At 41.6% G+C, this 20,819-nt stretch carries 11 protein-coding genes; all 11 read right to left on the bottom strand.

Translation table 11 applies throughout. From position 1 onward, the window contains the following. Positions 1-40: 40 nt before the first annotated feature. Complete coding sequence (locus CL667_13725) at positions 41-1,558, bottom strand: hypothetical protein (protein MAL18757.1); 1,518 nt, start codon at positions 1,556-1,558, stop codon at positions 41-43. An 882-nt stretch (positions 1,559-2,440) separates the two neighbouring features. Then, complete coding sequence (locus tag CL667_13720) at positions 2,441-5,434, bottom strand: hypothetical protein (protein ID MAL18756.1); 2,994 nt, start codon at positions 5,432-5,434, stop codon at positions 2,441-2,443. Between the two features lie 124 nt (positions 5,435-5,558). Next, positions 5,559-7,583: a hypothetical protein gene (locus tag CL667_13715; protein ID MAL18755.1), complete on the bottom strand. Its 2,025-nt coding sequence runs from the start codon at positions 7,581-7,583 to the stop codon at positions 5,559-5,561. Positions 7,584-7,626: 43 nt separating this feature from the next. Then, the gene (locus tag CL667_13710) at positions 7,627-10,191 is read right to left on the bottom strand and encodes a hypothetical protein (GenBank protein MAL18754.1); all 2,565 of its coding nucleotides are present in this window, start codon (positions 10,189-10,191) and stop codon (positions 7,627-7,629) included. A gap of 40 nt (positions 10,192-10,231) precedes the next feature. Continuing rightward, positions 10,232-12,859 (bottom strand): hypothetical protein, encoded by a 2,628-nt coding sequence (locus CL667_13705; GenBank protein MAL18753.1) that lies wholly within the window; start codon positions 12,857-12,859, stop codon positions 10,232-10,234. A gap of 250 nt (positions 12,860-13,109) precedes the next feature. Then, a complete protein-coding gene (locus CL667_13700; protein MAL18752.1) occupies positions 13,110-14,648 on the bottom strand; it encodes a hypothetical protein in 1,539 nt (512 codons plus the stop codon). 18 nt (positions 14,649-14,666) lie between these two features. Continuing rightward, positions 14,667-15,638 carry a pectin esterase gene (locus CL667_13695; GenBank protein MAL18751.1) on the bottom strand — a complete coding sequence of 324 codons (972 nt, stop codon included), beginning with the start codon at positions 15,636-15,638 and terminating at the stop codon, positions 14,667-14,669. Positions 15,639-15,720: 82 nt separating this feature from the next. Next, positions 15,721-16,422, bottom strand: coding sequence for a GntR family transcriptional regulator (locus CL667_13690; protein MAL18750.1), 702 nt, complete (start codon positions 16,420-16,422; stop codon positions 15,721-15,723). An 85-nt stretch (positions 16,423-16,507) separates the two neighbouring features. Further along, positions 16,508-18,181, bottom strand: a complete 1,674-nt coding sequence (locus tag CL667_13685; protein MAL18749.1) for a glycoside hydrolase — start codon at positions 18,179-18,181, stop codon at positions 16,508-16,510. Positions 18,182-18,188: 7 nt separating this feature from the next. Next, complete coding sequence (locus CL667_13680; protein MAL18748.1) at positions 18,189-19,505, bottom strand: pectate lyase; 1,317 nt, start codon at positions 19,503-19,505, stop codon at positions 18,189-18,191. 70 nt (positions 19,506-19,575) lie between these two features. Beyond that, complete coding sequence (locus tag CL667_13675; GenBank protein MAL18747.1) at positions 19,576-20,754, bottom strand: glycosyl hydrolase family 88; 1,179 nt, start codon at positions 20,752-20,754, stop codon at positions 19,576-19,578. Between the last annotated feature and the right edge of the window lie 65 nt (positions 20,755-20,819).

Below are 20,819 nucleotides of genomic sequence, written 5' to 3'. Positions count from 1 at the left end.
GCTGAGATGATTAAAGCTCAACAACATCATGACTAAAGTTCTATTTAATCAGCATCATCTGTTGAGTAGAGACTCTATCTCCAGCTTCAAGCCGGTAGATATAACTTCCACTTGCAAAGTTTGAAGCATCAAAATTCACTTCATAATTACCTGCAGCTTTAAAGTCATTAACCAGAGTAGCTACTACTTGTCCAAGCATGTTGTAAACGGTAAGCGAAACAGTTGCTGCTTCAGGAATCTCGTATTTAATGCTTGTAGTTGGGTTAAATGGATTCGGATAGTTCTGTTGTAACTGGAACTTATTCGGGGTTCCATCATTTTCTACAGAAACCGTTCCACATGAGACGTTTGTTCTTGATACTGAATAATAGGCTATTGGATAGCTTTCAGCTGCAAAATCTGGAATTCCATCAATCCATGTTTCAAAAGCTCCGTCACTTGGCTCACAGATATTAGTTCCATCGTACTCTAGAACTCTCATGAAAGTAGCATCTGTCAATCCAATTGGCAGCTCTCCGGAGAGGTCTGCATTCCCTGAAAGCTGCAGAGCACCTAGAACGCTCAGGTCATCAGTTACTCGTCCTGCATCAGCAAGTGAGGCAGGTATGTCGCCCGATAGCTGATTGTTTGATAGGTTAAGGGAATCAAGCTGAATTGTATTTCCTAAAGAAGCAGGGATACTTCCTGTAAGGTTGTTATCATCAAGTGCTAAAGTGGTTAGATTTACAGCAATCAAACCTTCACCGAAAAATGATGGTATTTCGCCTTCAAGTCCTAATCCTCCTAAACCTAAGTAAGAAAGATTATCCTGGTCTCCTAACCATGATGGTATTGAACTGATCCCAATTCCAGTTCTGGAAAGTTCAAGTAAGCTCCAATTTTTAGTTTCAAACCAGCTTGGTAAAGATCCTGTTAATTCAGGATTATCACTCAGATTCAAGGATTCAAGTTGAAGGTTAATCAGGTTATTGTTAGAGATATCCCCTGTTACACCAACATCTTCAAGTACTAGCTCAGTTACGTTTCCAATGCTTCCACCGATCCAATCAGGAATTTCACCTACTGTCATGTTTGGATTGTCGATGAGTACGATAGATTGGATACTATTCACAACAGAAAATGCTGCTGGTAGTCCGCCTTCAATGTTAAGGTCTTCAAGGTGAATATTAATTAAATCGGCATTTGCCCATTCAGCTGGGATAGTACCTGTAATATTCATATTTGCGAAGTGGACGTCTTCAAGATTAGCAACATCACCAACCCATGTAGGAAGTCCACCTGTCCATCCACCGCCATAGAAGTTAATTCTTCTCAGGCTAGGCATCACTGATAGATCCGGTATATCGTCCGTTGTTTCGCCCTCACCAATAGTGTCTCCCTGGCCCCCAATAATAAATTGCTCAAGTGCTTCCATTTGGGCAAGTTTCGGAGAAAGAGAACCTGTTCGGTTGGTATTTTGAATTTGGAAACGAATCAGTGTTTCACCCCAAGAGTCAAATATCCATTCTGGAATCGGTCCTGGCTCAAGATCATTGTTCGCAATACGGTAATACTCCATACCTTCAAGACTTGACCAATCTGGAATCGGTCCGGTTAGCCTGTTATTATGGAAATAAACACGATTTAATGTGGTCAATTCTGAATGAACTTCAGGAATTTGTCCAGTAAAACGATTGTCATCTACATATAGACGAGTAAGTGCGGGCCAAGAACCATTACCACCTAAAGTTTGAGGTAAAGGGCCAGAAAAGTAGTTCTGACGAATTCGGAATTGCTGCATAGACTCCATTTGAGAAAACACATCCCAATCAACTGTTCCAGTGAATAGGTTGGTTCGCACCAATAAGAACTGAAGTCTGTCAAGAGTAGCTAATTCTGGTGGTAATCCTCCAATGTGTAAATTCACATCTGCCTTAAAATCTTCAAGAAATTCAAGATCTGCCAAGTCCGCTGGAAGTGGACCAGGAACCGTCATGTTATTTCTAGGCATATCAATCACTGTTACACGCCAGTCAGCAGGCTCTCCATCGCCAGCTACGTTGGCTACCTCTTCAATACCAACCCAAGAGTAAACGGGGGCATCAGTGAGCCAACCAGAGTTATCAATCCATTGATCACCATTTGTTGACTCATAATAAGCTACAAGAGCCAGTGAATCATCTTCGTTGATAACATAGCCTTCACCTGGCTGGGCAAATGAATCTACGGCCATGAATGTTGTCATCATTACTGCTAAAAAGATGCCACTAAAAGCTTTGCATAATTTTAAACGGAAAAGATTAAACATAACATCTCCCCTACCTTTTATTTTTGTCTTAGTATCGAATGTTTGCATAATACTCGCTTTAGAGTTGTTGTTCTTAGATTGATAAACTCCGACCCATACATATGGTGCTGATCATTGTATGATTGGAGATTATTTATTGCTTTAAATTCATTATTAAAGTCGGTAACGCAACCCGAGTGTAATTTCCCTTCCATTCAATTCAGATGTGTAAGGGTATAAATCAGGTTCGTAATAGTAGTCTCGCTCCAGGTTATTCAGGATGTTCGATGCGTCAAACCAGACTTGAAAATTTTCCGATAACCAATACCTGGCTGTGAAAGATAAATCCTTTGTTGCTCCATTAAATTGATCGTAGTAAACATTCCCGACAGAAACGAGAGTTTGGTCATTACTACCATAGGAAGAAATAGCCGCAGCCGACCACTGATACGTAATTTGAGTAAAGAAATCGCCTTTGGTAAAATCGAGACCCGCATTAACGATGTGTGGACGCTGTCCTTCCAGAGGAGTTATATATTTGTAATCGGGATCTACATTTCCTCCAACAAACTCAAATAATTCAGCTAAGCCGTGGGTATATCTTTCATTCACTGTTCGGCCAACATCTGCAATAGACTGCGAATAGGAGTAATTTACGTAGGTACCCAGATTGCCAAGAATTCCTGGTAAAAACTCCAGGTTCTGCTGCCAGGTAAACTCGGCTCCATAAACAGTAGCCTGTTCACCGTTTTGAAAGCTATTGACGTTCCATCGCCCGGTTAGTCCTTCATCATTATTGTCAGCAGAGTAATCCACAACTTGATTAGAGGAGAAAACAAAGTCTTTCATATCCTTATAAAAGAGACCTACCGTAAACTGCCCAACATTGAGGAAATAGTGCTCAAAAAGTACATCAAAGTTATTAGAGAGCATTGGACTTAGATCAGGATTCCCTCGCTGTATAGTTCGTGTAGCAAAATTTCGCTGTACATAGGGATTAAGCTGACCAAAGTTTGGACGTCCAATAGATCGGGAATATGCAAACCTTAGATTAGTAAAATTGTTAATGGAAAAAACGGTCTGCAAATTTGGAAAGAGATTGAAATAGCTGTTCGTCTCTGTAATATCAGTAGCGCCTTGAAACACTCCTGAGCTGCTAATTTCACTTTCCCGCCCTGTGTAACTATTATCCGTGTATTCGAGACGAAGCCCCCCTAAAACGGTGAACCAATCGATTTGAAAATCTGCCATTAAGTAGGTGGCGTAGGTATTTTCATTGGCATTGTACTTCGATGTTTCAGTACTTAATGCCCACTCATCAAGATCAGTTTGGAAACGAGGTGTTTGTGTTATATAAAATTCTTTTGCCTGATCCAGATCGATCAACCAAGGGATTTCGTAGGTACGTCCTGAGCGATTGAAAATACTCCAGTTCGCATTCTCAATTTGCTGAAACTTTGAGATATCAAGATTTGAGCTGTAGTTCCTAAGCAACCGCTCTCCAATACCGCGCTTATAGGTTAAAGAAGCATTTAAACCCGTTTTGAATGAACCGTTAGAGTATGGAATTTCAATATCGAAAGTCCCTTCAAAATCATTATCAACATTACTGTTAACGCGATGATCCATATCCTGAAAATCCATTTCGGTTGCAGGAGGATAACCAGGAAACCGACTCCATGGAGCAACCTCTACAGTCGGTTTCCACCGGTTATCAGTATTAAAAATAAATTCATGGTCTGAACCTGTCTGAAAACTCATCCGATACTCATCTTCACTAAATCTTCCGTGTCCCCAACCAAGCTTGTACTCAATGTCCATATTATCTAAGCGATGACGACCACCAGCCTGAACGGTATATTGATGGATCGTGGACTCATCTAAACGTGGGTTGTAACTTATACTGCCCTGGTTTTCAGCATCTGGATCGTTGGCTCCATTCGGGTTTCCGGTGTAGGTAGGCTCGGAGTAGTTAGCCATTCTGGGCTCATAATTAACCCCATATCGATACTGTGACTGATTCTGAATATTGAAAATACCTTCAATATGATAAGTACTCTCATTTGTAGGCTGGAACGTAAACTGTAAACCGGAGCCAATTCTTTCAGGAATAGTATAATTAAACTCATTTTGTACATCAGATAAGATATCTACTACTTCTGGAGCTGTACTTTCAAAAGTTCTGCTTGCCCATTCAGTTCTAAAAAGTTCACTCGCTGATGGATCTTTCTGGTAGCTAAAATTCACTCCAAATGAGTAATTATCAGTTGGGCTGTCACCATAATTAATAGAGGCTCTTTGCTGGGTTCCGGCATGACGGATGTATCGATCTTGAAAACCACCGCCAAGTCTGATATTCATGTCACGTTCCCCACCTACTGGCCGGCGTGTACTAATATTGATAACCCCAGCAAGGGCATCCGCTTCCATATCAGGAGTAATTACTTTAATTACCTCGAGATTCTGAACCATATCAGCAGAAATTGTACTCAAATCAACACTTCGGTCTCCTCCGGTAGCACCCATACGCTGACCGTTCATGGTAACGTTTGCTGAACCTGCACCCACACCACGTATATTGGTTCCACCATGGCCCATACCTGCGATTCTTGAAAGGGCACCAGTTACTGTGTTATCAGCAAAGGTTTCAATCTGCTCAGCTGATATTACGTTTTTAATATTCTTTGATTTTCTTTGCTCACTAAGCGCTCTTGATTGGCCTCTTTGGCGAGCTGTAACCTGAATTTCTGCTCCCTGGATAGTAGTACTGGAAAGCTCCATATTTAACTCAAGCGTTTCTCCCTCTTCAACGGTTACCTCTACTTCTTTAGACTCAAAACCTAAATATCTGAAAAGAATAGTTTGTGCACCTGCTGGTACTCCTCGTACGATATACCTTCCATCGATATCAGTAGAGGCACCTATACTAGTTCCTTGAACTACAACATTTGCACCAATTAAAGCCTCGCCATTTTCGGCATCTTTAACTTCTCCCCTGATGATTCCTGTTTGAGCCAAGGCAATCATTGGCGATACAACCATTACAAGTAAAACAATAGAGAATTGAATCCAGTTAACTTTTAGCCTTAATACGTTCGAAGCGCTTTCAGCTTCTTTTAAATGAAACAATGTCTCTAAACTCTCTATAACACTTGATTTAATGCGCATATAATCCAACAACTTAACCGGTTAAATTTGTTACTATAATTAACAATTTTCTGTCTTAAGAATCAAAATTATTTCATCTAAAAGACCTTGAAAACAGTCTTTTAAATACTTTGAAGGGGCATTCTTATTTAATTAATGCCATTTTTCGAGTTAGGGTGTACATAATGTTTCCTGCTGCCTGACCTGAAACGGCGGTCAACCTATATACATACACTCCTGAAGCCAATGAACTAGCATCAAACTGAACAGTATGTCGTCCAGCAGACTGATTTCTATTCACTAATTCAGCCACTTCACGCCCAGCCATATCATATACTTTGATTTCAACTTTTGCTGCTTGAGGCAGACCATAGCTTATGTTGGTGGTTGGGTTGAACGGGTTTGGATAATTTTGTGATAGAGTGAAGTCATTAGGTTCATCAGTTCCGTTTTCTGTAGATGTTACCATCTCAGTCACGAAAAATTCATACCCAGTCCACAGCCCTGTTCCTGTTCCATTCTTTCCTCTAACTCTCCAGAAATAGGTTTCTTCACCCGCAAGTTGTGTATCGGCAGGGAATAAATACATGGTATCTGGAACAGTCGTTTTATAAATGATATCAGCAGAGCTGCTTGTTCCGTTTCGAATTTCTAACTCGTAGCTTTCAGCTAGTACCGCAGATTCCCAAATAAATTCAGGCTGAACTGAAACACTGGATTTCCCAACTGGAGATACCAGAGCAAGTGTTCCCGGGGCTGGAGTAAATTCGCCCTGAGTTTGAATGCTGTGAACATAATTTTCAAGATGAGAATACCCATTTCCGGCAATTGATTTACCGTCTTCAGCATCATCTGGATCTAGTCCATTTTCATTTTCCCAATCATCGGGAATGCCATCACCATCCGTATCAATCCGTACGGATGCAGATAATAATTCAGGCCATCCTCCTACGTCTTCCTGACTATCAATAATTCCATTATCTCCCCCACCATCATAGGAACCGCCGCCATAGGTAGCCGTTCCAGTCCTGGTTTCATGAACAATACGTGCATCTACAGTATCTCTTCTCGGTAGAGTTGCACCTGCAAATTCAAGTACACTAAGATATGCTTCTTCAGCTGTTTCAAATGATTCTAAAGCCGGAGCTTCAAAAGGTTCGATAGCTCTGATTAAGTCTTCTTCTAACTCTGTAATATTTTGAACGCCTCCGTCCCAGTTATCAGCAGTAATATCAGGATAGCCTTCTACGTAATTGTCTTCTATATACCATTCAGAACCGTCATTGGCATCAGCATCTAAAATTCGATCTGTATCATCTGTTGCTGGTCCTGCCTTGTAATAATTCGCCACCATATTATGGTTACCATCTTCGCCGCCGTAGGCACTATTGAAGCCCCAATTATAGATTACGTTGTTGCGGTAGTCTACTATTTCTGTCTCAGGACTTGTGGTATATCTAGCTCCGTTAAATCGTGGATTTCTGCTCGTGTGGTGAGCTAGCAAATTATGATGAAACGTTGCACCTGCTCCGCCCCAAATACCGCCATAGCCATGCTCGTCTTTGGAGTGAACCGAATTGTACATACTCTCACTAAGTATGCTCCACTGTAGCGTAAAGTTCGTGTTGTCATAGAAACTACCTACCTCATCTATCGACCAACTCATCGACACATGATCAATAATAATATCGGAGTTTTGTCTTCCCCACAATGCATCTAAACCATCAAGATCACCTGTTCCTATATCACCTGGGCGGAAACGTACGTACTGAATAATCACATTATCCGCACTAATTACAGTTGAACGGCCACTTATGGCAATTCCATCCCCTGGTGCTGTTTGCCCAAAAATTGAAATAGAATCATTTCGGATAGTCAAATCTGTACGAAGTTCAATCGTCCCGGAAAGAGCAAATACTATAGTACGAGCTCCTTCCATTTCAACGCCACGGCGAAGGCTTCCTTCACCAGAATCATCGAGATTTGTAACAGTATAAACTTCGCCGCCACGGCCTCCAGAAGTGTATTTCCCAAACCCTTCGGCTCCTGGAAAGGCCAACTGCTGGCTGACACCATCAGCCATAAAAAACATGCTCAAGGCCAGTGTCATAAACCCATAAAAGGCCTTCTTAAGCAAAGGCTGAAAAATATTGATATTCTGGTACTTCATAATTTTATAAATAGTAGAGTGAGTAATTGGGATATATTAATTGCTATAGTCTAACGCGAACACCGACATTAAATTCGATTCCATTTCTCTTGTAAATGCTAGTTGGGTAGTTATCCCGACTGAAAGCGTATTCAACCCGTTCTTTATTTAACAGATTGTAGATATTTGTCCATATTTCAACTTTATCAGATACATCAAATTTTGCAGTAGCTGATAATTCTTGAAAACCATCTTGATATCGATCCAAGTAAACCTGACCACCTCCAATAGCTGGTGCAAGTTGAGTTTCACTTTCAAGGCTGCTTAACATTTCATCTGACCATTGAAAGGAAAGTTGAGCAAAAAACCGATTTTGGTGATAATTAAGAGCTGCGTTTACAACATGCGGACTTTGTCCTGGAATAGCTGTTTCGTCACCTCTTGAGTTTTCAAACTTTGAATCAGACCAAGTATAGTTTGCATAGGTTCCAAAATTCTTTAGCAGCCCTGGTAAAAAGGATAACTGTTTTTGTATCGCTACCTCTACCCCATATACATCGGCTGAATTATCAGAGTTTTGATAGGTGGTTCTTGTGCCAGCAATCTGTGTTTGGCCGTCCTGAAATAGGGGTTCAAAATATTGATACTCTCCTTCATTGATCTGGATTTCAGAATCAACAGATTCAATAAATCCTGACATGGTTTTATAGAAACCCGCTATTGAAAAGGATCCACCGTTATCAAACATATAATCAAACATTAAATCGATATTGTCAGACATTACGGGATCTAAGTTTGGGTTACCCGCAAATAAAGAAGTGTCTTCTGGTGTGCTTAACTCGAATGGAGCCAACAAATTCAATTGAGGTCTTGAGATGGTTTTAGAGTAAGCAGCTTTCAGGTTAATCTGTTCACTTAACTGATAGTTAACCTGGGCATTGGGGAATACATTCATAAAGCTGTTACTGGCTGAAGTATCAGCTACCTCTTCAAACTGAGAGAATCTGTTATACTCTACAACCCTTCCCTCATAAGATGATGAGGTATGTTCAACCCTCGCACCTATGATAAGTGTGATTGGATCAAAGTCGAGGTTCGCCATAGCGTAACCAGCATAAATATTCTCATCACTAAAGTAGTTGTAGATTTCTGAATCCCGGTAATATGCCCGGTCATCCAATCGCATATTTGGAATACTTGATTGGAAAAAGGAATTAGCCTGCTCGGGATCAACCAGTCGGTCCAGATCGTACGTATTATCAAAAACGCTTAGACGATTCAGGTTTCCTTCTTCAAAGCCTTCCAGGTTTAAGAATCCCTGAAACTGATAATGATATTCGCTAAATGCACCTCTTTCATTAGCATCTTGCTCTTTAAATAGTGCACTCGCACCAGCTTTCACAGAACCCACACTAATAGGGATTTCAACATTTACCCTACTGCTTAATTCTTTATCTCGATAGTCGTCAATAATATAGTTCATCTCCTCGAGATCCATATCCGCTGGAACTGGTTTACCTTCCATAGGGGAAGCCGTTGGGCGGAACGGATCAGAGGCATCAATAGAATATTCAACACCGGTTTCTAAAAAAGGATAGAGGTTCTCTGTTCGGTCTATAATACTTTGAGACAACCCCACCTGATAATCAAAAATAAATGAATCAAAGGTGTTTTCACCGCCTGCCTGGAAAGTAAATTGAGCAGTATTTCGCTCTTCATAATTTAAATCATAGCCAAAATCGGACTGACTTCCGCCAGTAGTATTAGCATCTGCCCAGTCTCCATTGGCTAACCAACTATACTTGTGATCAGACATCTTCAACTGATTCAGGTTTACAAAACCATTGAAGTAATAGTTTGAAGATTCAGATGGATAATAGCCTAGCTGAAAATTCCCGGCAAAACGATTTACGCCCTCACTTTGAAAGCCTGGAGAAAGCCGGTCAATAACATCAATCGGACCTGAACCTAAATCGGTAGTTCCATACCCCATCTCCAGAGATTCCCATGCCCGCTGATCTCTTTGATAATTTGCACCAATGGATAAACTCAGCTGATCGCTTACGGGCCCTGAATAGCGTAACCAACTTCTTCCTGTGGCTCCGGTTTCTTTGCTATATGTAGGATTCAATCCTCCACCAATACTTCCCGACATCACCGTTCGGTCTCTCAAAGGGGAAAATGTTTTAAGGTGAATAGCTCCTGCCAACCCGTCCGCATCCATATCAGGTGTAAGTACTTTAACCCATTGGATTTCTTCAATTAAGTCAACAGAAATAGCTCCTGCATTAGCTACACGTGTATTTCGACCAGTAGAAGACAACCGCTGACCGTTAATGAGCATGTAATAATTCCCGTAACCTGTTCCTCGTAAACTAATTGACCCATCCCGGTTCACATGAACACCCGGAAAGCGAGCAAATGCATTCTCAATAGTATAGTCGCCAAAATCCTGTACCTCAACATTGCTAAGTGAGTCCGTAAATATTTGGTCTTCACTATTCGTTACATTTTGGGCTGTAGCGGATTGCATGCTGGTTATCCCAAAAATTATGGTCAAAACCATGAATAGGCCTGAGATGTAATTGCTTCTTGCTTCAACCATAGTATTTAGAAAACGATTTTTCATATTGATCTTTCTGATTTTAGCCGGGTCTATGTCGTTAATTTTATATATCAAACCTTACCCCCACCCTTAAATCAAAACCGCTGCGAATGTATGTGCTTGTTGGATAAGCACTCCTGTTTCTGAGGTACTCAATCTCCGGCGAGCTCATCAGATGGTTCATATTTGTCCATACACTGAATCGAGAAGACAATTTATAACTCGCTGTTAAGGAAAGCTCTTCATAGCCGTCTTCATATTGATCTAAGTAAACGTTGCTCTGAGCAATCTCTGGAGCCAATTGTTGTCCGGATGCAACCCTTGTAAGTGCCTCTGAACTCCAATGATAGGATACCTGTGCTTTGAATCGATCTAATGTATAATTCAAGGCACCATTCAGCACATGAGGACTATGCCCTGTAAATGCTTGTTTATCACGACTTGCTACTGACCTGTAGCTGGATTGAGACCATGTGTAGTTTGCATACACTCCCATATTACGTAGGAAGCCTGATAGAAAGTTCAGCCGTTGATCAACCGAAAGCTCTACTCCGTACACTGTTCCGGTTTCATCACTATTCACATAAAGAACGCGCTGATAGCCATCGTACTGTGTGTTTGGCTGACCCACAACTTCCCGCTGTTCAATAAAGTTGTTTATTAATTTATAGAAACCTCCTACCGTGATGAATCCACTATTTCCAATCCTTTGCTCGAACATTAAGTCAAAGTTTTCGGAGGTAATAGCTTCCAGCGTATGATCTCCACTAAAAGTAGTTGAGTCTTGATTATCAATGCGGGTAAACGGGGATTGCGGGAAGTAATCGGGGCGATCTATGGTTCTAGAATAAGCGGCTTTAATGTTGTTCTGCTCTGTAAGCCCATAGTTGATTTGCAGATTGGGAAATAGGTGTAATGCACTTTCGCTTTCGCTTTGCTCCGTAACAGGTTGGACATCGCCGTCTTCATTAAAGGAAACGGAATTACCAACAAGGTCAGTAATAGCATATTCGACCCGTGCACCAGCTTTGACTTCCAAACCAGCAAATTCCATATCGGCCATTGCATAACCAGCATAAATTTGTTCATCTGTTGTGTAGTTCCGTATTTCTGACTGATAAGCCGCATAGTTATCATCACCGGTAAAAAGAGGCCGCTGACTTTCAAAAAATGCTCTGGCATTCTCAGTATTTACAAACCATGGAATATTGTAAGCATCATTGATTACATCAATATTTCTGTTTGGCTCACGAAGCATATTAAAGCTGATCATTCGTAGGGTTCGGTTATACTCAAACCGGTTCTCATCGTACTCACCCTCTTTCGAAGACCATCGTGAACTCAAACCTGCTTTTAACGCGCCGGAAGAAATTGGAAACTCTAAATCGGCTCGAACAGCAATTTCATTATTTACATGTTCTTCAACAATCCGGTCAAAATCTTGTCCTATCATAAATTGACGGTCAACAGTACCATCATCTAAAATCTGGACTTCACGATTAGTAAATTCAAATCTGGGTCGATTCTCATCGCTTAGATCCAACGCATAGTTAAGCTCATCAATTTGAAATGGAAAAAGGTAATCCCTGTTATCTGCTCGGCCCTGAGTCCAGCCGGCATTATAACTCAGCGTGTAGGAATCCATTTCATGTTCTCCCCCCGCCTGGAAAGCGAACTGTGAAGTATTCAATGCTGACATTCCTGCCTCATGAGAAAAGGAGCCTAATTCTCCCTGAGCCCCGGTTGTAGACTGGTCAATCCAGTCGCCACCTGTAATCCAGCTGTCTTGATGGGTGGTGTAAACCTGATCATTACTATTAAAATATCCTTTAAAAAAGTAGGAATTCACTTCATCGGGAGTGAAATACACATCTGCAGAAGAAGTGAACCTTCCATTTTCTGTAATATTAACTGACGGAGATACACGGTCAAATACATCTACCGCTCCATTACCAAAATTTTCCGTACCGAAGTCGATTTGTAACTCTTCAACAGATCTTATAGCCTGATGGTAACCAAGACTTACCGAAACAGCGATTTCATCCGAAAAACTTTCTGCATAATGTATCCATGCCCTGCTACCCGGACCGGTTCTGCTGTTGTACTTAGTATTCGCTTCTCCTCCAACTAAAGCGCTAAGCGTGCGCTTTTTCCCAGCGGGAATAACACGATTTGTGTTGAGATTAATTAATCCTGCAAAAGCATCTGCACTCATTGAAGGATCTAACACTTTAGTCACTTCTACACTTTGAATAACGTCCATTGAAATATTTCCGGGATCAATATTCCGTGTACCTAAACCTGTGTTTGCAAGGCGTAACCCATTAAAAGCGACTCCATATGAGTTATAACCTACTCCCCTGAAATTAATTTCTCCATCTCTTGAAGCCTGAACTCCGGGAATTCGGATTAGTGCTTCTTCTAAAGAGATATCTCCAAAAGCGGCAAATTCTGAAAAATTAAGGCTACTGGAAAAATCTGCGTTCTCGGAATATGAGATTGGGGCTTCGAGCTGCACTTCAACACTGTCAGCATCAGTGGCTTCCTGAGCATTGACTATTCCTGGAATAAACGTAAGTAAAGCTATCAATAGAAAAGACACTCCATTCAAAGCCGGCACTGAATCAACACGGCTTTTCGTAAAAGCTAGTGTACAACTTCCAGATAAAAATTCTTCCCATTTATTGATCATGACATCCAATTTCTTTTTATAAACTTATCGGCTAAAATCGTCAAAGCGCTTCCAGTTTATCCCGCTATTCTCTCCTAATAAATATCAGTTATAAGCTGCTTCAAGTATTCCGCCTTTTTGTCTCTAAAGCTAAGCTCAGTTTTCTATATAAAACTGCTTCTTACTTAACCGGTTAAACTGCCTATCAAATAACGAGATATTCTCTGAATAATCAACTCTAAATTGATAATGATTGAAAAAAATACAGCTGCTAATTCTCAACTTTCTCAAACGGACGTAAGTGTTTATCAAAGTGTGCTTTAAGGTTTGCATAGTGCAATTCTTCGTTCTTCTCCAAGGCTGTAATTAGCCGTTTTTTGTAGTCTTGAGCTTCCACAAAATCCTCTGAGAGAATAGAGCCATACGCGACATGTAAAACCTGCCGTGCGTGATTATCGTCCAAATACCCTGTCAACTCCTCTTCATTTGCCTCAAAGGGATCTTTAATTTTCGCAGGTTCAGCTGATATGTGATACGTCTTTTTATCTTCATCAAATCTCTTTAAAGAAAATGCCATGATTTCCCTGAATAAATGGGGTTCACTTTCGGCTATGGTTCGTAATGCTTCCAAATAACTGGTCCCCGCTGTTTTAACGTGAACTGCTCCCATATCGAGTGCCCCAATAGCCTCATAAACGGTAAACTTATCGCTACCAGAATGAACGCTTAACTTATATCCGCCAAATTGCTCGGCGATGGCAAGGTGTTCTACATACTCATCTTTGAATTGCTCTATGTTGCCTTTAAAGTCGATGCCCTTTTCAAAATCCCCGCAGAATCTGGGGGCCAAACTCACCAGTTCAACACCCAACCGATCTAGTTCAGAGGCCACTAAATAATGCTCGAAAAGTGTAGTTGGAGCATCAGTTTCATCTACCGAAAGTTCAAGTTCCACGGGATGATCCGGATAGGTTTCAGCTATATATTCGGCCATCATCCTGGTGTGAGTAATAACTCTGCCATATTTCACCATTGCCTTTAGAATCTCTGTCTCTGAAGCAGAAATTTGCAAGCCTGTTTCTAATTCGACCTTAGTATCAGTGAGGCGATTAAGGAAAGCCTTAGGTTCATCCTTTAAGTCATTCCATGGTAATTTTTTGTACATGGATTTCAGCTCATTCTCATCCATAGTCTTCACTTCATTTACCACAAAATCACTAGGATCGATGGTAAACATGGTGAAACCGGCTTCTACCATCCGGTCAATATCTTTAGTTGTTTTCAGGTGATCGGCATCTGCTCCAAATCCTTCATGGAAACCCTCTTGGAATACCGCCCATGATGCCGCATCCATTACTTCCTGTGCAGTTCTTTTAGTACGCTCGAGCTCCCGAATGGATTGCTGCGCCATCACTGGCATGAAGCCGGTTCCTTTAACAGCTTTCAGGTGCGCCGGACCTGCGTTACCAAGTCGATCGCCAAATCCATATGAGTTTTTCTTTCCAATTAACTGAGCATTTGTAAAATTAAATTTAGAACGGAGAACAACAGCATTTTCAGGTGATAGCTCACACTTCAACACATAAAACGAACCTGCCTTCACTTCTTCTCCTTGAAACCCTGATTCTGAAAAGCCTTTTTCCTCTGATACTACCAATAAATACTTTTCTATCCCCTTCCTCACTAAAGCCAGGAAGTCATTTCCATCTTTATGAACTGAAGATTCATATAAGCTAAAACCTTCCAGCTGGTCTATGGCATTCTTAACTTTTCTGACTGAATTTTGATCGACATTTTGATGATAATCCACAGCTCAGTCCCTGGTTATTTATTGACTCTCGATTTCAGGATCCCAATTTCCAAAAACTCGCTCTTTGGTGTAATTTTCAGCCTGTTTTTTAGTAAGCTGATGACTCCAATCTACTCTTTTGCCTGAATTAGCACCGGGTCCTTTGGTACTAAATTCCCCATAAAAAGCACTTGATTCTGCTTCTGCCTTACCCCAATTATCCCAGCCCTCAGGGAGGATGTGAGAACCCATCCGGGTATTCAGAAATACTGTTTGTGCAAAATTTCTCCATGGGCGTCCTAAGTAAACTTCATCTATACCTTCGGCAGCAGTTAGGCTGCAATTCTGAAATACAAATCCGTATTCCTGATTTTCTGGCGTGGAGGCTGCGGTGATGTAGGAGTTTGATTTACTGTAAATTTCGGAGTCTTCAAAATAAGCGGTTGCTCCACCAAAAATAAAGTCAGTAGTGCCTTCTATATAGCAATTTCTGAAATAATTACGATTCCCCTCACCTGCTAAATACACGGTGTCCTGATTTCCCAGCAGGTTGCAGTTTTCAAAAGAAACCCGGTCACCTTCCACATGTAGCGCTACTGCCTGACCCACTTCTCCTGCACTATTTTCTATGGTGAGGTTCTCAGCATGAAAATCATTCGCATCAACCAAAAAAGTGTAGGTATGAAAGGTGCTATTTCTGCCCCGGTCAACACTATCAAAATAATCGGAAAAAGTAATAATTGTATTCTCTTTACTTTCCCCGATTATGGAAAGCTTGGTATTCCAGGCGTGCACCTTCACCTTTTCTTTATACACCCCATCCCTTACATAGATTGTGATGCGCTCGTATGGATATGATTTAGCACCGTCAATGGCTGCCTGTATACTAGTGTAGTCACCACTTCCGTCTTGAGAAACTATAAACTCGGTTTCATACCCTTGTGCAAATACCTCAGTGAATAAAAAAACCGATATCAAAGTCAGGAGAAAGCTTGTTGTCCTATTACTCATTCTTTTAACCTTCATCAGTTTAGACTCCAATATTGTTTTCCGAATTAATTCACTTTAAAAACGTATTCCCCACTGATTATCATTAATCCTCGCCTTCAACAATATATTTGGCCAGTTCATGGTCCAGTTCTTCTAAACCTTTAAGTACCAGTTCAGCCATCATGCGGGCGCCGGTTTCACTGAAATGGGTATTGTCCGTAACTCCATCAGGGTAGTTGGGGTTCTGTCCCGGTTCTAGCTGCAAAAACAGAAGCTTTGATTTTTCTTCCCCGATCTCAGTCAGCATTGCCTGACTTTTTCTATCCATATCAATTAACGGTACTCCTTCTGATTCGGCTACTTCCCGCATCAATTCAGAATATTGCTCATGCGTTTCTTTCACTTGCCCGTTTTCATCAAACTGCCTTCGTGTGATTGGGGTCAATAAAATTGGATGTGCATCAACCGCTCGGCTCTCACTTATATACTGGCGAAGAAACTGCTGAAATTGCTCTGGAGGAGTATATCTTGTTTTGGTTGGAACTTCATCATTGTGCCCAAACTGAATCATCACAAAATCGCCTTCTTTCAGGGTTTCTTTGATGGTTTCCCATCGACCTTCTTCAATAAATGTACGAGTACTACGGCCGTTTCTTGCGTGATTTTCAACTTCAACTTCATCCGTGAAATAATACTGAAAAGGCATTCCCCAACCCGTTTCCGGATAAGAAGAAATCCGCTTATCCGACATTGTCGAATCTCCAACTAAATATATGGTTGGAGTTTGTTTCGGGGTGAAGGCCATCGTAACCAAGATTACCGAAACTGCTATTAGTAAGCTTCCTGTTATAACCCTTCTATTCACTTTAATACTCTTCATAAGTTCGTTTTTATTGTGAAATTCTAAACCAATCAACATCAGCAAAGCCTGAGTGCTGGCTCGAGTAATCCAGATAGTCATCAGAATCTCCATCTCGGGGTTGACTGGCAAATATGCCCACTTTAGCCCCAATCCAGCGCCCTTCTTTAGCCTGAAATTCTTTTCCTAATGGTTTAAACATGTTCCCATCGGTGCTGTAGCTAAATGTGGTAAGCCCACCTTCCTGAACTTCTGCACGAAACCAAACGGTATTGGTTTCTACCTCAATACTTTCGTTAACTTCTTCAGGTTCACCTGCATCGGCTCCGGTGGTATTTACCTGCTTAACTTGCAAACCACTCTCTCCTCGCTCAATAGCTATATAGCTGTAATCTTCGCCCATCACTACTAAACCGGATTTTTCGCCAATCATGTGTGGGGTGAATTTTAATTTCGTTGTAGCGGTAAATTCAGGCGCCGGGAATTTCTGCAAAAGCAGATTCGGGACATCCCAAAGATTTCGGGCCCCTTCAGGCACAGGTCTTCCATACAAACGGATGAACCCAAAGTTGGATGTCAGCGCCCAGGTTGATTCTGGATTCCCATGCCATTGCCACTGTAATCCTAACTCTTTTGTGTCAAATTCATCTGATTCTGCCGGTGACTGAATGGGATAGTTCTTTCCTACATCCGGTTTTTTGTGAGTTAAAACAGGTACACCTACACCATCATTATTACTATCCACGCCCATCATTGGCCAGCCATCTTCCCATTCAACAGGGTTCAGATGTACAATTCGTCCATATACTCCTTTATCCTGAAAGTGCACAAACCATGATTCTCCCGAATCAAGTTCTACCAATCCACCCTGATGTGGGCCATTCACTTCCGTGTCTCCTTGCTGTAAAACTCGCTTATGCTCATATGGACCAAACACATTTTTTGAGCGCAACGCCAGCTGCCAGCCTTCCGTTACACCACCAGCAGGAGCTAAAATGTAATACCAATCGCCCCGCTTCTTGAATTTTGGCCCTTCTACAACGCGATTACCATTTTCATGACCATCAAAAGCCAGTACGGGTTTGCCAATCATCTTTGTACCGTCAGCTGCCATTTCCTGAACCACGAGTACTGTATTTATTCCTGAACGGCTTCGGGCAAATGCATGGACCAAGTATGCTTTTCCGTCCTCATCCCAAAGCGGAGACGGATCGATCAACCCTTTACCGGGCTTAACTAAAACAGGCTCTTCCCAATCCCCTTCAGGGTCATCCGTTTTCACCATATAAATTCCGAAATCAGGGTCGCCCCAGTAAATATAAAATTCTCCGTCATGGTAGCGAATACTTGGTGCCCATACTCCATTCCCATGCTGTGGGGTTCTGAAATGTTCTACGGGCGGAAGTTCTTTTACGGCGTGATTCACTAATTCCCAATTCACTAAATCTTTGGAGTGAAGGATTGGAAGAGCTGGAACAGCATTGAAGCTAGAGGAAGTCATATAAAAATCATCCCCCACTTTTACCACGTCGGGGTCTGAATAATCTGCATGAATGATGGGGTTAGTGTAGGTTCCATCACCATTATCGGGTACCCATACATCTGATACTTCTTGATTCTGAGCTAACACCGGATTGCTTTGAAAGTAACCCAAAAAAACGATGCAGCTGACATAAAAAAGAATTCGTCTCCCTAATATTTTCATAGAAAATCTATTTTTTTGGGTTGATAATATCTTGCACCCGTTCATTCAAATACACTTCAATATTTGTGTAATCCTCGTTGAGGGTATATAAAATAGCATCCGATGGTTGATTCATATTTAAACCATTTTGTTGTTCCCAAATATCAGGCATACCATCTTTGTCCGTATCTTTTTGGGGCTCACCTTGCTCTAATTCCGGCCAACCGCCCACATCTTTTTGCGAATCGATAATTCCTTTTAACCCTCCAACTGAACCGGTGTAAGTAGCCGTTCCTGTTTTCACTTCTCTTACAATTCGTTCATCTACAACGTCTCTGTGCAGGCTAGCTCCCACTGTGGGTAACAAATTATCCAGAATAGAAGAAGCTGGTTTTGCAATTCCTGAATCAAAACTGAACGGATTAACTGCCTTGGCTTCTTGGGCATTTTTAGCTTGAACACCTCCCGACCAGTTGTTCCCGGTAACTTCCGGAAAGCCTTCAACAATATTTCCTTCCACAAAAAACTTACCATAGGGTGTTGATGGATTTACGATACGATCTGAAACATCATCATCGGTAGCGGGCCCCGCTTTAAAGTAGTTATTCACGATATTATGCTCACCCATCTCGCCACCATAGATACTGTTGAATCCCCAGTTGTAAATCACATTGTTATAAAAATCTACCTGGCGGTTAGTGGGGCGAGAATCGTAATCAGAATCTGCTAAACGAGGATTTCGGCTGCTATGGTGGGCAATCAGATTGTGGTGGAACGTCGCTTTTTGCCCGCCCCAAATACCTCCATATCCGTGCCGTCCTTTAGGATGATATGAATCTCTCAGTGATTCAGAAATAATGCTCCATTGCAGCGTAAAGTTTTGGTTTCTATAAAAGGAAGAAACTTCATCAATACCCCAGCTCATTGAACAGTGATCGATAATGATATCCTTAACTTCAGTAGCGCTGAAAGCGTCGGCTGCTAATTCATGAATATCCCCGAGCCGAAACCGCATAAACCGTACAATTACATTATTTGTTTCCAGTTCAACCGTATAGTCTCGAATGGTGATGCCTCCGGCGGGAGCGGTTTGTCCCGCAATTGTCAAGTCACCTGAATAGATGATGATGGGAGACTCCAACTTGATAGTACCAGAAACTGAAAAGACAACGATTCGGGGACCTTCTTTTTCCACAGCTGCTCTGAAGCTGCCCGGTCCGGAGTCATTCAGGTTGTCAACGTAAATAACCTCACCACCTCGGCCCCCTGTTGTATATTTCCCATACCCTTCCGCTCCTGGAAATGCGAGTGTTTGTGCGGCCAAAGGAATTGTTGAGAAACAAATGACCCCAACTAAAAATGTCTGAAAAATACAGGAGGCTTGTTTCAACATCATAATAAATAACTCCGGTTGATTATCGATCCATCTCTAGACTTAATTTTATAAATGGACCTGTGGCTTTGGTATCGTTTACCTGAATTCTCTCATTCACATAATACTCATAGGTACCGTCTCGATATGGATCTCCACCCAAACCAGCTACCGCACAAACATGATTTATATTGACAAGGCCGTCCTCATCTACTTCAATAAACTCATCCAAAATGCCCTGAAAAGCTACTTCAGCAAAATCGTGGTAAGATTCATCCAGATATCCTTCATTTGCTCCTTTCTTGATGGCATAAGTAAACATTATTGAAGCAGAGGCTTCTAAATAGTTGCCTTCACGGTCTCCCTGATCTACCACCTGATACCACACTCCAGACTCTTCATCCTGATATTTCTCCAGTGCTTCAACTAGCTCTTCCAAGATGATTGTCAGATCATCATGCTGAGGGTGGTTTTTTGGGAAATAGTCCAGCACATCTACAATAGCCATTGCATACCAACCCATTGCACGTCCCCAGAAATTGGGCGAAAGTCCCGTTTCAGGATCGGCCCAGCTCTGCGTTTTACTTTGATCCCAGCCGTGATAAAGCAGACCAGTTTCAGGGTCCCGCATATATTCAAACATCAGTTTAATCTGAAGTGCTACGTCATCATAGCTCTCGTAATCCCCATTTCTTTGATTGTACTCAGCGTAGAACGGAGCTCCCATATAGGCACCATCCAGCCACATTTGCCATTGATAGCGGTGTTTGTGCCAAAATCCACCCAAGTGGTTTCTCGGCTGATATTCAAGGTGATACCGAAGCTGTTCAATAGCGTCTTTGTACTTCTCTTTGCCCGTCTCATCATAGAGTGCAAACAAAGCCCTACCCGGAGCAACGCGATCTATATTAAAATTCTTGATATCATATTTTTTGATGGTGCCATCTTCCTCAATCATGAAATCGTAGTAGGCATCAATATATTCCAGATACTGATCATCACCTGTTGCCTTCCATACTTTTTCAATAGATTTCAATACTAATCCAAAGGTATACTCCCACTTTGGTTCATCCCTGAAATCCATATAAACCGGATCAGGATTTCTTTCCATAATGGATAACGCCATGCGCTCCGACCATTTCTGATCTTCAGATATAATCTGACTGGTTACTGGCGAACAGGCCGTTAATAATGTGAGAACGGATAATAAGAGAGTCTTCATGTTTTATGCCCAACAATTCTAATTAAGTGATAAACTACAGTGCTTCTATATACTAAATACTAGTT

It is taken from the genome of Balneola sp. (assembly GCA_002694685.1).
Taxonomy (GTDB): domain Bacteria; phylum Bacteroidota; class Rhodothermia; order Balneolales; family Balneolaceae; genus Gracilimonas.
This window is presented reverse-complemented; position numbering and strand designations above follow the sequence as displayed.